The organism is Micromonospora sp. NPDC047762, assembly GCF_043204655.1.
Classification (GTDB): domain Bacteria; phylum Actinomycetota; class Actinomycetes; order Mycobacteriales; family Micromonosporaceae; genus Micromonospora.
This window is the reverse complement of the sequence record NZ_JBIDCQ010000005.1, coordinates 88,754-100,819: the sequence shown is the minus strand read 5'-3', so window position 1 is coordinate 100,819 and position 12,066 is coordinate 88,754. Positions and strand designations below refer to the sequence as shown.

The following is a 12,066-nucleotide window of genomic DNA, read 5'->3' as shown; positions in this document are numbered from 1 at the left end:
TCACCCGATTACGGTAAACGCAAAATGAACTTGGGCTCGCCGGCTCAGATCATCGTCGGCAATGTCACCCGGACAACCTCGCCGTCGGGATCCGTGTCGATGCGGACCCGCTGCCCGAGCCGGAGAAGCCGCAGCCCGGAGGCGTCGAAGGCCCGGGCGGGAAAACGCATCTCGGTGCCGTCGTCGAGCAGCAGGACACCGCTGCGCGTCGCCGCGTCGTAGCTGGCCACCGTGCCCTGCATGCTGGCACCGTACACCGGGCGGTTCGGCCTGTGGCGCGGGCTCGGCCCACCGGGCGGCTCAGCCTGCGGCGCGGGCCGGGCGACCGGCGGCCACCAACGCGGCAGTGCGCGGCCCCAGCCCGAGCCGGGCGGCGGCGGTCAGGTCCGCGGCGGTGTCCACGTCCCGGCGCAGGCTGGGCCAGTCGCCGTCGAGCGGCAGCGCCCCGCTCGCCGCGTGCGCTACCGCCGACCCCACCCCGAAACGCGGATCCAGCGGCACACCCGGCCCCGCGGTGAGCAGCACCGTGCCCCCGCCGGGCGCGTCCGGCAGGAACCGGCGTACCCCGGGTCGACCGTTCTGCGCCGCGAGCAGCGCGCCGGCCAGCTCGGCCGGGCGCAGCGCCGGCACATCAGCGGTGATCCCGGCCACCCACCCGGCGGCGGCAGCGGCCGCCCCGTGCCGGAACGCGGCGTTCAGGCCGGCGTCCGGTTCGTCCGGCAGCACCCCCGCGCCGGCGGCCCGCGCCGCCGCCGCCACCCGGGCGTCGTCGGTCACCACCAGAGCCTCGGCGACCGCCGGGCAGGCCAGCACCGCGCGGAGCGTGTCGGCCGCCAGGGCCAGTGCCAACTCCTCATGCGGTACGCCGGCCAGCGCGCCCCGCAGCCGGCTCTTGCCCACGGCCAGCCGCTTCACCGGCACCACCACGGCCCACCTCGGCTGAGTCACGTCCGCAATCCTGCCAGCCGTACGGCGGGCCCCTCGCTGGCCGTACCGGGGGCGAGCAGGCATGATTTCCGCTGCGGGCGTCGCGGGCGGGATTTCGCGGCGGTTGGGGCGCGACGAGGAGGCACAGTGGCACGGCGGAGCCTGGGGTTCTGGCAACGGTTCGCCGTGTGGCTGGTGAAGCCGGTGATGACCGTCTGGACCCGGCGTACCTGGCGTGGTCAGGAACATCTCCACGGCAACGGCGGCGTGATCATCGTGGCGAACCACATCTCCCACGCCGACCCGCTGGTGTCCGCGCACTTCATCTACGACTCCGGGCGCTGGCCGCAGTACCTGGGCAAGGCCAGCGTGTTCCGGGTGCCGGTCGTCGGCTGGATCCTGCACCGGTGCCGGCAGATCCCGGTGGAGCGGGGCAGCGTGGACGCCGTCCGCTCGCTGGACGCACTGGTCGCCGCGCTCGACGAGGGCGGCGCGGTCGTGATCTACCCTGAGGGCACCACCACGCGACAGCCGGAGCTCTGGCCGATGAAGGCCAAGACCGGTGCGGCCCGCCTGGCCCTGGCCACCGGCGCCCCGGTCGTACCGGTGGTGATGTGGGGGCCGGAACGGATCTTCGACCCGCGGACGACCCGTGTCAGCCTGCGCCCCCGGATCCCGGTGACCGTTGCCGCCGGGGAGCCGATCGACCTGAGCCGGTGGGTGGACGCCCCGCCGACCCGGGACACCCTCGAAGAGATGACGGACACCATCATGTTGCGGCTGCGGGACATGCTCGCCGAGATCCGTGGCGGTACCCCGCCGCCACTGTGGGAGCGGCCGGCCCGACCGTCCGTCGGCCGCGAGCAGCGGGACGACGCGGCATGAGCGAGCGAAGCGAGCGAATCATCGGGCTCAGTGGTGCCCTTCAGGCCGCCGCGCAGCGAAGCGGAGCGGTGGCATGAGCGGTCATGTCGCGGTGCTCGGTGCCGGTTCCTGGGGCACCGCGTTCGCCAAGATCCTCGCGGACGCGGGGCGGGACGTGACGGTGTGGGCCCGCCGGGCGCCCGTCGCCGAGAGCATCCGGACCGAGCGCCGTAATCCGGAGTACCTGCCCGACCTGCTGCTCCCGGCCCGTGTCACGGCCACCGCCGACGCCGCCGAGGCGATCACCGGGGCCGAGGTGGTGGTGTTGGCAGTGCCGTCGCAGACCCTGCGCGGCAACCTCGCCGAATGGGCCGGGCACCTGCACCCGGATTCCACCCTGGTGTCGCTGATGAAGGGCATCGAGCTGGGCACCACCAAGCGGATGAGCGAGGTCATCGTGGAGACCGCCGGGGTCGCCGCGGACCGGGTGGTCGTCGTGTCCGGCCCGAACCTGGCCCCGGAGATCGCCGCCGAGCAGCCCGCCGCGACAGTGGTCGCCGGAACGAACAGCGCCCGCGCCACGCTCGTCCAGTCGTCGATCCGGACGACGTACCTACGCCCCTACACGAACGACGACGTGATCGGCTGTGAGCTGGGCGGGGCGGTCAAGAACGTGATCGCCCTGTCGTACGGCATCGCCACCGCGATGGGCTTCGGCGACAACACCCGGGCCATGCTGATGACCCGTGGGCTGGCCGAGACGGCCCGACTGGGCGTGGCGCTCGGCGCGGACCCGATCACCTTCGCCGGCCTCGCCGGCATGGGCGACCTGGTCGCGTCCTGCTCGTCCCCGCTGGCCCGCAACCGCACCTTCGGCGAGCATCTGGGCCGGGGTGAGACGCTGGAGCAGGCCCAGACCGCCACCCGGCAGACCGCCGAGGGCGTGAAGAGTTGCCTGGCGATCCGCGACCTGGCCCGGGCGCACGGCGTGGAGATGCCGATCACCGAGCATGTCGAGCGGATCTGCCACGAGGGGATGGACCCGCGGCTCGCCGTGGAGACCCTGATGAGCCGCACCGCCAAACCCGAGTCGTACGAGTGAGGAACCCGATGAGCGAGTGGGGGGACGGCACCCGCTGCGTACGCGCTGGCCTGCCCGAGCCGGCGCCGGGGGACCCGTTCCTCCCCGGGCCGGTCTTCGCCGCGCCGTACCACCTCGACCCGTTCGAGGGTCAGGGCACGTCACCGAACGGCTACGGCCGCCCTGACAACCCGACCCGCCGGCTGTTGGAGGTGGCGGTGGGCGAGCTGGAGGGCGGTGACTGCCGGGTCTTCGCGACCGGTCAGGCGGCCATCACCGGCCTGCTGCTCACCCTGCTGCGGCCGGGGGACACGGTGGTGCTTCCCACCGACGGATACTTCCCGGTCCGGGCGTTCGCCACCGGTGTGCTGGAGGCGATCGGCGTCCGGGTGCTGTTCGCGCCGACCGTCGGGCCGTACCCGTCGTTCGAGGGTGTCCGGCTGGTGCTGGTGGAGACGCCCGCCAACCCGGGCCTCGACGTGGTCGACGTGGCGGCCCTGGCCGAGCGGGCGCACGCCGCCGGCGCGCTGCTCGCGGTGGACAACACCACCGCCACGCCGCTCGGACAGCGTCCGCTGGATCTCGGTGCCGACCTGGTGGTCGCCTCCGGGACGAAGGCGCTCACCGGCCACTCCGACCTGCTGCTGGGCTATCTGGCCAGCCGGTCCACCGAGCTGATCGACGCGGTGACGACCTGGCGTACCACCACGGGGGCGGTTCCGGGCGCGTTCGACGCCTGGCTGGCCCACCGGTCACTGGCCACTCTCGACCTGCGGTTGGCGCGGCAGAGCGCGAACGCCGCCGCGGTCGTCGACCTGCTCGCCAACCGGTCGGACGTGACAGGCCTGCGGTGGCCGGGGCGGCCGGACGACCCGGCGTACCCGGTGGCCTCGGCGCAGATGCGCCGGATACCGGGGGTGCTCTCGTTCGACCTGGGCGACGCCGACCGGGTGGGCCGATTCGTCGAGGCCGCCCGGCTGGTGGCGGCGGCGACCTCCTTCGGTGGCCTGCACACCACGGCGGACCGGCGGGCGCAGTGGGGCGACGACACCGCTCCCGGCTTCGTCCGGCTCTCCTGTGGCGCGGAGGACACCGCGGACCTGGTGGCGGACATCGCCGCCGCGCTCGATGTGGCCGGACCGGTTTGACGTCTCCTTCCCCCGCCGAGCGGGCCGCTCTCGTGAGTCGGTTGCGGGCCGCCGGTTGCGTCTACGCCGAGGACGAGGCCGAGTTGCTGCTGGCCGCCGCGCGCAGCCCGGCGGTGTTGGCCGACCTGACCGACCGTCGGGTGGCGGGCGAACCGTTGGAGTACCTGCTCGGCTGGGCGGAGTTCTGTGGCCTGCGGATAGCCGTCGACGAGGGCGTCTTCGTGCCCCGGGCCCGGACCGCGCTGCTGGTCGAGATGGCTGCCGAGTTGACCGGCGCGGCGCCGGCAGTGGTCGACCTGTGCTGCGGCTCCGGGGCCACCACCGTCGCGCTGGCGCACCGGCTCGCGCCGCGCTGGCTGGCCGCCGCCGACATCGACCCGGCGGCCGTGGCGTGTGCGCGTCGCAACGTCGCCGGGTTGGACGTCGAGGTGTACGAGGGTGACCTCTTCGCGCCGCTGCCCGAGCGGTGGCGGGGTCGGCTGGACCTGGTGGTCGCCAACGCCCCGTACGTGCCGACCGACGCGGTCGCGCTGATGCCGCCGGAGGCACGGCTGCACGAGGCCCCGGTGGCGCTCGACGGCGGCCCAGACGGGCTCTCCGTGTTACGTCGGGTAGGTGTCGACGCGGCTGGTTGGCTCGCCCCCGGCGGCCACCTGGTGGTGGAAGCCGGCACCACCCAGCTCGAAGCCCTCTGCGACGCGTTCGGCGAAGCCGGCCTGATCCCCACCGTCCACCACGACGAGGACCTGGACGCCACCGCCCTGACCGCCCGACGCCCCGCCTGACCCGCACCCCGTACCCCGTACCCCCGGAACCCCGTACCCCCCGGAACCCCTGACCCCGACCCCTGGCCCGCGTCGATCATGGAGTTGTGGTGCCTGGTTGACTCAGCTATGCGTTATTTGTCCCCCACCACAACTCCTTGATCGACCCGGGCGGGCTGTCCGGTTTCCGGTCGGGGTGCGGCTGGCGGGGCCGCCCGGGCATGGCGGGGGAGAGGGGTTGGCACTAGCCTCGGCTCACACTCATGACGGCGGGAGGCGGTTTCGGTGGGCAGCGCAGGGGTGCCGGTGGTCGTCGGGTTGGACAACGGCGGCACCAGCAACAACGCCACAGTGCTGACGGTGGACGGCCGTTTCCTGGTGGACGGGCTGTTGGAGATCCCCAGCGAGGTGCGGGCCGGGCCGGAAGCGGCGATCGAGGCGTTGGCCCAGGCGTTGGACGGCGCCCTGGCGCAGACCGGCGTGCCGCGTGACCTGGTCCAGGCGGTCGGGCTGGACACGCCCGGCCCGGCCAGCGCCGATGGCGTCATCTCGTCGCGGGGCTCCACCAACTTCTCTCAGCCGGCCTGGCGAGGCTTCGACGTGCGAGGGGCGCTGGAGCGACGGCTCGGGCTTCCGGTGATCTATCACAACGACGGCAACGCGGCAGCGCTCTACGCCCACCACGTCTACTTCGGCGCCGACGCGATGAGCCGCTCGTCGGTGTCCGCGATCGTCGGCACCGGCCTGGGTGGCGGTGTGGTCGAGAGCGGTCGGGTGATCGCCGGTGCGGCCGGCATGGCGGGGGAGCTGGGCCACGTGCACATCCCCCTGAGCGGGTTGCTCGGCCCGGGTCAGCCGGAGCCCACCTGCGCCTGCGGATTCACCGGAGATGTCGAGAGCATCGCCTCGCTGACCGGCATCGAACGCAACCTGCTGCCGTACTGGCTGACCCGGTACCCCGACCACCCGCTCGCCGCCGAGCCGGTGGCCCGGGCGGCAAAGCTGGTCCGGGGGTACGGCGAGCGCGAGGACGCCCTCGCGCGGGACCTCTTCACCCAGCAGGCGATGGCGCTGGGGCGGCTGTTCACCGTCGCCGCGAACTTCAGCGACCCGCACGCGTACTTCGTCGGCGGCGGAGTGGTGGAGGCGGCACCGGAGTTCCGCGACTGGTTCCTGGCGACGGTCCGCGAGCACACGGTGCTCCGCGAGGAGCAGGCGGCGGTGGCCACCTTCGCCCTGGTGCCGGATCGGGACATGGCCGGTGCCCGAGGCGTCGCGATCGCCGCGCTGGAGGCGCTACGCGCCACTCCGGAGCCCCGCCCGCTGGTTGCCTGAACCGGCGCGGGCCTCGGCCCGCACCGGCTCAGGCACCTCTGGTCAGCGCTGCGGTGCCGCCTGGACGATGGCGGCCCAGGCGGCACCTCTGGTCAGCGCTGCGGTGGGGCCTGGGCGAAGGCGGCCCAGGCCGCCGTCGGGAACAGCAGGGCCGGGCCGGCCGGGTCCTTGGAGTCGCGCACGGCAATGAGCCGCGGGATCGCGGCCACCTCCACGCAGGCGCCTTCGTCGCCGCTGCGGCTGCTCTTGCGCCAGCGCGCCGCGGCCAAGGCCGCTGTGATCATCGGGGTCATCGGTCCTACCGTCCCTTCAGGACTGACAGGAGCATCTCGCGGCTGTCCGCCGGGCTGAGCGCCACGCTTCGGAGATGCTCCATGATCTTGGTGCAGGTACGCGTCTCGCCGGCGCGGTCGAGGATCATCTGACCCGCGACGGTCTCCACCGACGCGATGATCGGGTCCTCCGGGTCGGCGAACTCGAGGATGTGCAGGGAACCCCGGGTGCCCCGGTGGTAGCCGGCGGAGAGTGGGATCACCTGGACGCTGATGTTCGGCAACTCGGCCATCTTGACCAGGTGCCGTAATTGCCCGTTCATCACCGACTGGTCACCGACCGGCCGTAGCAGCGCGCCCTCGTCGATGATCGCGTCGAGGATGGGCGGCTGGTCGGCGGTGAGCCGCTGTTGTCGGTCGAGCCGGATCTTGACCCGCTGCTCCACCAGGTCGTCGCCGAGGGTGTGCGGCCCGCCTCGCATGACGCCACGGATGTAGTCAGCGGTCTGCAACAGGCCGGGCACCACCGAGGGTTCGAAGTTGGCGATGGCGGTCGCCTCGGCCTCCAGTGCGATGAAGTCGATGGTGCGCGGATCCAGCAGGTAGGAGTACGACACCCACCAGCCGGGCTTGCGGGCGTCCTTGGCGAGCTGCACCGCCGCGGCCACCTCCTCGGCACTCACCCCGTACGACGTGAGCAGGGCGCGCACGGTGGCGGGGCTGATCAGGGTCTGGGCGTTCTCGTAGCGGGAGAGGGTGCTGCGGGTGCTGTTGATCTCGTCCGCCGCGGTCTCCAGCGTCAGCCCGGCGGCTTCCCGGTGGTGGCGCAGGGCGATGCCGAGCCGGCGGGCGCGGGCGGTCTTGGGGGCCATGCATCGATGGTCGCATACATTTGCGGGAACGTCTGCATGAGAGAACGTCTATGGGAGTTGCATTCACGCCTATACACGTGTCAATCTGTTATGGCGTCCTCACCGCCGGTTGTCGTGGCGACGGTGGTGGTGAGCGACCGGAGGGGATGGGGCGCGCGGCGATCGGGTTTCTCCCCCGTACCCGATCGTCGCGTGCCGCCCCTCCATTCCCCGGCCCGCCGGAAGGAGACGACGTGCGAACCCGCCCGGAGCCCCCCGCCGTACCCTCGGGCGGAGTGCGATGACCCGCTTCCTCGTGGTGCTCACCGACGTGCGCCCCGTCGAGGGCGTCAACCGCAACGAGCGGGTCGCGCCGGAACGGCGCCGGCAGGTCGTCGGGGCCAGCAGCCGGGAGGCCGCCGACCGCATCGCCGGAGCGTTCATGGCGCTGGGCATGGTGCGGGCCGGCCGGCAGCGGGTGAAGGTGATCGCGGTCGGCCGTCGGCACTCCCGAGACTGAACAGCCCCAGGTCGGCGGTCCGTGACACTGCCACCGTCCGATTACGCACCGTATATCCTCTCCTGACTGTTTGCCGTGTCGTCCCGTGGCTCGCCGGGTATCGCCTCGCCTCGCGGCCACGCACAGTAAGGTCAACCGGGTGAGCGCCACCAGCGAGCACGACCAGCCGCAGTCGCGTACGAAGAGGTGACCGGAGTGACCACCCCAGGCAAGACCCGCGTGGCGATCGTCTTCGGCGGACGCAGCCCGGAGCACGGCATCTCCTGCGTCAGCGCCGGCAGCGTGTTCGGCGCACTCGACCCGGACGAGTTCGAGGTGGTGCCGGTGGGCATCACCCGGGCCGGCCAGTGGGTGCTGACCAACGGAGACCCCGCCCAGCTCGCGATCAACGCCCGTCAGCTGCCGGAGATCACCGCCGACTCGGGTGACGACATCGTGCTGCGCGCCGACCCCACCGGTAACGGACTGATGGTGCTCGACCCGACCGAGGGCCCGCGGGCGCTGGCCGACGTGGACGTGGTCTTCCCGGTGCTGCACGGCACCTACGGCGAGGACGGCACGATCCAGGGCATGCTGGAGATGGCCGGCATCCCCTACGTCGGGGCGAACGTGTTCGCCTCCGCGGCCGCCATGGACAAGGAGTTCACCAAGAAGCTCTGTGCCGTCGAGGGCATCCCGGTCGGCACGTACGCCGTGCTGCGCAACGGCATGACACTCAGCGAGCAGGACAAGGAGCGGCTCGGCCTGCCGGTCTTCGTCAAGCCGTCCCGGGCCGGTTCGTCGTTCGGCGTCAGCAAGGTCACCGACTGGGCCGAGCTTGACGCGGCGGTCGCCGCCGCCCGGCAGTTCGATCCGAAGGTCATCATCGAGGCCGCGATCGTCGGCCGCGAGATCGAGTGCGGTGTGCTGGAGGGCGAGGCCGGTGGCACGCCCGAGGCGTCCGTGCTGGCCGAGGTGCGGGTCGTCGCCGACCACGACTTCTACGACTTCGAGGCGAAGTACCTCGACGACTCCTGCGAGTACGACATTCCGGCCGACCTGCCGGAGAAGGTGACCCGCCAGGTGCAGGAGTACGCGGTCCGCGCGTTCACCGCGCTGGACTGCGCCGGTCTCGCCCGGGCCGACTTCTTCGTCACTCCCGAGCTGGACGTCTACCTCAACGAGATCAACACGATGCCCGGCTTCACCCCGACGTCGATGTTCCCGCGGATGTGGGCGGCCTCCGGCCTGGAGTACCCGAAGCTGGTCAACCGGCTGATCCGTACCGCCCAGCGGCGCGGCGTCGGCCTGCACTGAGCCGTCCGAACCCCGCCCGCGCCGGCTGACCGGCGCGGGCGGAGTCGGTTCGGGTTCAGCGCTGGCAGCCGGACGGGATCGTGCCGCCGGAGGGCACGCTCGCCACGATCGTGCTGGAGATCGTCGGCAACCACTGCAACGGCTGCTCGTACGAGCGCGGGACGCGCACGGTGATCAGCGTCTCCCGGTCGACAGTGGAGAGGACCGCCGCGTCGGCCTGATCGGTCAGGTGCCAACAGACCCGGTTGACCGTCCAGACCTCGTCGGTGCTGGGAAAGGTCGGCTCGGTGCCGCCGCAGGCCACGGTGAGCGCGGGGTCGCCGTAGGCGGCGTTCTGCTCCGGGCCGGCGGTCACGGGCCGCTGGGCCAGGTCGCGGATGCTCGCCGGAAGCTGCGAGAGCAGGGCCCGGCAGACGGTGGCCGGGCGGGCGGCCAGCGCCGGGGCGGCCATCTCCACCGGGGTGGTGGACTGCACCCGGGCGGTGGTCGCGGAGGGCGTCGGCGCGGCGGCCGGCGCGTCCGGGCTGAGCTTGCTGAAGGCCAGCACGGCCACCAGCAGCGTGATCGGCAGCGCGATCAACGTGGCCAGCAGGGCCGCGCCACGCATGGTCCGATCACGGCCGGCCGGCGCGGCGGCGGCGGGATCGGTCGACTCGCGGTTACCGTCAGCCGGCTCGGACGTCCCGTCGGCCGCGTCGCGCGCCCCGCCGTCGTCCAGAGCCGAGGAGGAGGTCGTCATCTCGTCCACTTACAGCCGCACCACCGAACACGTGAGGGTGCGGGTGATGCCGGGCACCATCTGCACCTTGCTGACGATGAGTTTGCCGAGCTCGTCGACGGTGTTCGCCTCGGTGAGGACGACCACGTCGTACGGCCCGGTGACGGCGTCGACGCGTACCACGCCGGGGATGTCCGCGATGAGACCCGCCACGTCACGTGCGCGGCCGACCTCGGTCTGGATGAGGATGTACGCCTGTACCACGACTCGACCTCCGTCCGTCGCCGCCCGGGAGCGGCCCGAAGGGTGAAACTACCTTACGGACCAGGTCTGATCCCTATCGGTGGTCAAGGAGCAGCGGTGAGCGAGCACGGCGGGGCCGGACAACACGGGCGGAACGCCCGCGGTGGTGTCGGGGTGTCCGGGATCGGGGAGTTCGGGCTGATCGGGAAGATCACCGCTCGGCTGTCGTACGGGCCGACGACCCTGCTCGGCCCGGGCGACGACGCGGCGGTGGTGGCCGCGCCGGACGGCCGGGTGGCGGCCTCCACCGACGTGCTGGTCGATGGGCGGCACTTCCGACGGGACTGGTCCTCGGCCCGTGACGTCGGGCACCGGGCGGCAGCCGCCAATCTGGCGGACATCGCGGCGATGGGTGCCACGCCGACCGCCCTGCTGGTCGCTCTCTGCATGCCGGCGGACCTGGACACCGCCTGGGCGGAGGAGTTGGCCGACGGGCTCTCCGCGGAGGCGGCGACGGTCGGCGCGAGCGTCGTCGGCGGGGACATGGCGGCCAGTCCCACCCTGACCGTCGCGGTCACCGCGCTGGGCGACCTGGCAGGCCGTCCGCCCGTGCTGCGCTCGGGCGCCCGACCGGGGGACGTGCTCGCTCTGGCCGGGCGCACCGGGTACGCGGCAGCCGGGCTGACAGTGCTGACCCGGGGCTTCCGTACGCCCCGGCTGTTGGTCGAGGCGTACCGGCGGCCGCAGGTGCCCTACCAGGCCGGCCCGCAAGCCGCCCAGCTCGGTGCCACCTCCATGATCGACGTGTCGGACGGGCTCCTCGCCGACCTCGGGCACGTCTCGGCGGCCAGCGGGGTGGCGATCGACGTGCGCCGCGACGGGTTCGAGGTGCCCCGGCAGATGGCCGACGCGGCGCAGGCGCTCGGCGTCGACCCGTACACCTGGATCCTCGCCGGTGGCGACGATCACGCGCTGGCCGCGACCTTCCCCCCGGCGGTGGCGTTGCCGCCGGGCTGGCGGCCGATCGGTCTGGTCACCGACGGTGCCGGCGTGACTGTCGACGGCGTCGCCTACGACGGCCCGGCCGGCTGGGACCACTTCCGGTGAGGTCCGCGCCCGGCCGTACCCTGGATACCGTGAGTGAGATCGAGATCCGGGCGGTGCGGTTCGACGCACCGGTGGCGCAGCACCTGATCCATGCCGCACTGGCCGACCTCGGTGCCCGGTACGGCGGCACCGGCGACGACACCCCGGTGGACGCGGCCGAGTTCGAGCCGCCCGATGGCGCGTTCCTGGTGGCCTACCTGGCCGGTGAGCCGGTCGGCTGCGGTGGCTGGCGCAGCCACGGCGCGGACAGCGCGGAGCTGAAGCGGATGTACACGGCTCCGACGGCACGGGGGCGGGGGGTGGCCCGCGCGGTGCTGGCGGCCGTCGAGCGCTCCGCCCGCGAGCAGGGCCGCAAGCGGGTGGTCCTGGAGTGTGGCGACAGGCAGCCCGAGGCGATCGCCATGTACGGCTCCGCCGGGTACGAAAGGATCCCGAACTTCGGCTTCTACAAGGACGCGGAGGGCTGCGTCTCCTTCGGCCGTACCCTCTGACCTGCTCGTCGGGCCCGGGACTGGCCGGTGTGCCGGGCCCCGGCGGGGCGGTGTGCGGCGTCGTCCGCCCCGGGAACACGACAGAGCCGGCGGACCCTCGGGGTCCGCCGGCTGAGCCGAACGAAAGGTGGGTGCTACCGCGTCAGGCGCGGGTGACCTTGCCGGCCTTGATGCACGAGGTGCAGACCTTCAACTTCTTGGTGTTGCCGCCACCGGCCGGGGTACGCACCGACTGGATGTTCGGGTTCCAGCGGCGGTTGGTCCGCCGGTGCGAGTGGGACACGTTGTGGCCGAAGCCCGGTCCCTTGCCACAGACGTCGCACACGCTAGCCACGGGATACTCCTGGGATTGATACGTTCATGAGGTCGCCGGCAGGTGCTGCCCGGGCAACCTGGTCAGGTTACCCGATGACTCGCCGACTCGGCCAACCGGCCCGGTCCGGCGCTCG

At 72.7% G+C, this 12,066-nt stretch carries 16 protein-coding genes; 9 read left to right on the top strand and 7 right to left on the bottom strand.

Features of this window, described 5'->3' with window-relative positions; translation table 11 throughout:
- Positions 1–44 precede the first annotated feature (44 nt).
- Positions 45–242: a cold-shock protein gene (locus tag ACGF3C_RS17515; protein ID WP_030335323.1), complete on the bottom strand. Its 198-nt coding sequence runs from the start codon at positions 240–242 to the stop codon at positions 45–47.
- 58 nt (positions 243–300) lie between these two features.
- Positions 301–948 (bottom strand): 2-phospho-L-lactate guanylyltransferase, encoded by a 648-nt coding sequence (gene cofC / locus ACGF3C_RS17510; protein ID WP_357223710.1) that lies wholly within the window; start codon positions 946–948, stop codon positions 301–303.
- A 126-nt stretch (positions 949–1,074) separates the two neighbouring features.
- Here cofC and ACGF3C_RS17505 point away from each other — a divergent pair, with 126 nt between their 5' ends.
- From ACGF3C_RS17505 to ACGF3C_RS17485, 5 genes are all read left to right on the top strand, one after another.
- Entirely contained in the window at positions 1,075–1,812 is a 738-nt protein-coding gene (locus ACGF3C_RS17505; RefSeq protein WP_357223707.1) for a lysophospholipid acyltransferase family protein, read from the top strand.
- Positions 1,813–1,885: 73 nt separating this feature from the next.
- Positions 1,886–2,893 (top strand): NAD(P)H-dependent glycerol-3-phosphate dehydrogenase, encoded by a 1,008-nt coding sequence (locus tag ACGF3C_RS17500; RefSeq protein ID WP_357223704.1) that lies wholly within the window; start codon positions 1,886–1,888, stop codon positions 2,891–2,893.
- Positions 2,894–2,901: 8 nt separating this feature from the next.
- Positions 2,902–4,020 (top strand): cystathionine gamma-lyase, encoded by a 1,119-nt coding sequence (locus ACGF3C_RS17495; RefSeq protein ID WP_357223700.1) that lies wholly within the window; start codon positions 2,902–2,904, stop codon positions 4,018–4,020.
- A 32-nt stretch (positions 4,021–4,052) separates the two neighbouring features.
- On the top strand, positions 4,053–4,805 hold the full coding sequence (locus tag ACGF3C_RS17490) for a putative protein N(5)-glutamine methyltransferase (protein ID WP_393223022.1): 753 nt from the start codon (positions 4,053–4,055) through the stop codon (positions 4,803–4,805).
- A 264-nt stretch (positions 4,806–5,069) separates the two neighbouring features.
- Entirely contained in the window at positions 5,070–6,119 is a 1,050-nt protein-coding gene (locus tag ACGF3C_RS17485) for an ROK family protein (protein ID WP_393223020.1), read from the top strand.
- Positions 6,120–6,211: 92 nt separating this feature from the next.
- Here ACGF3C_RS17485 and ACGF3C_RS17480 read toward each other — a convergent pair whose 3' ends face one another.
- Positions 6,212–6,412 (bottom strand): DUF397 domain-containing protein, encoded by a 201-nt coding sequence (locus ACGF3C_RS17480; protein ID WP_355005274.1) that lies wholly within the window; start codon positions 6,410–6,412, stop codon positions 6,212–6,214.
- Positions 6,413–6,417: 5 nt separating this feature from the next.
- Complete coding sequence (locus ACGF3C_RS17475; RefSeq protein ID WP_091393087.1) at positions 6,418–7,263, bottom strand: helix-turn-helix transcriptional regulator; 846 nt, start codon at positions 7,261–7,263, stop codon at positions 6,418–6,420.
- Between the two features lie 280 nt (positions 7,264–7,543).
- Between ACGF3C_RS17475 and ACGF3C_RS17470 the strand changes: the two genes are divergently transcribed.
- On the top strand, positions 7,544–7,762 hold the full coding sequence (locus ACGF3C_RS17470) for a hypothetical protein (RefSeq protein ID WP_030335309.1): 219 nt from the start codon (positions 7,544–7,546) through the stop codon (positions 7,760–7,762).
- A gap of 195 nt (positions 7,763–7,957) precedes the next feature.
- Positions 7,958–9,058, top strand: a complete 1,101-nt coding sequence (locus ACGF3C_RS17465; RefSeq protein ID WP_357198924.1) for a D-alanine--D-alanine ligase family protein — start codon at positions 7,958–7,960, stop codon at positions 9,056–9,058.
- Positions 9,059–9,113: 55 nt separating this feature from the next.
- On the opposite strand, the gene ACGF3C_RS17460 is transcribed toward ACGF3C_RS17465, so the two are convergent.
- Entirely contained in the window at positions 9,114–9,797 is a 684-nt protein-coding gene (locus ACGF3C_RS17460; protein WP_357223692.1) for a DUF3515 family protein, read from the bottom strand.
- 9 nt (positions 9,798–9,806) lie between these two features.
- A complete protein-coding gene (locus tag ACGF3C_RS17455; protein ID WP_030487446.1) occupies positions 9,807–10,040 on the bottom strand; it encodes an Lrp/AsnC ligand binding domain-containing protein in 234 nt (77 codons plus the stop codon).
- A 96-nt stretch (positions 10,041–10,136) separates the two neighbouring features.
- On the opposite strand from ACGF3C_RS17455, the gene ACGF3C_RS17450 reads away from it, so the two are divergent.
- Both ACGF3C_RS17450 and ACGF3C_RS17445 read left to right on the top strand, forming a co-directional pair.
- Entirely contained in the window at positions 10,137–11,126 is a 990-nt protein-coding gene (locus tag ACGF3C_RS17450; protein ID WP_393223013.1) for a thiamine-phosphate kinase, read from the top strand.
- A gap of 29 nt (positions 11,127–11,155) precedes the next feature.
- Positions 11,156–11,617, top strand: a complete 462-nt coding sequence (locus ACGF3C_RS17445) for a GNAT family N-acetyltransferase (protein ID WP_357223686.1) — start codon at positions 11,156–11,158, stop codon at positions 11,615–11,617.
- 142 nt (positions 11,618–11,759) lie between these two features.
- Here ACGF3C_RS17445 and rpmB read toward each other — a convergent pair whose 3' ends face one another.
- Positions 11,760–11,951: a 50S ribosomal protein L28 gene (gene rpmB, locus ACGF3C_RS17440; RefSeq protein WP_011905179.1), complete on the bottom strand. Its 192-nt coding sequence runs from the start codon at positions 11,949–11,951 to the stop codon at positions 11,760–11,762.
- Positions 11,952–12,066: the final 115 nt, after the last annotated feature.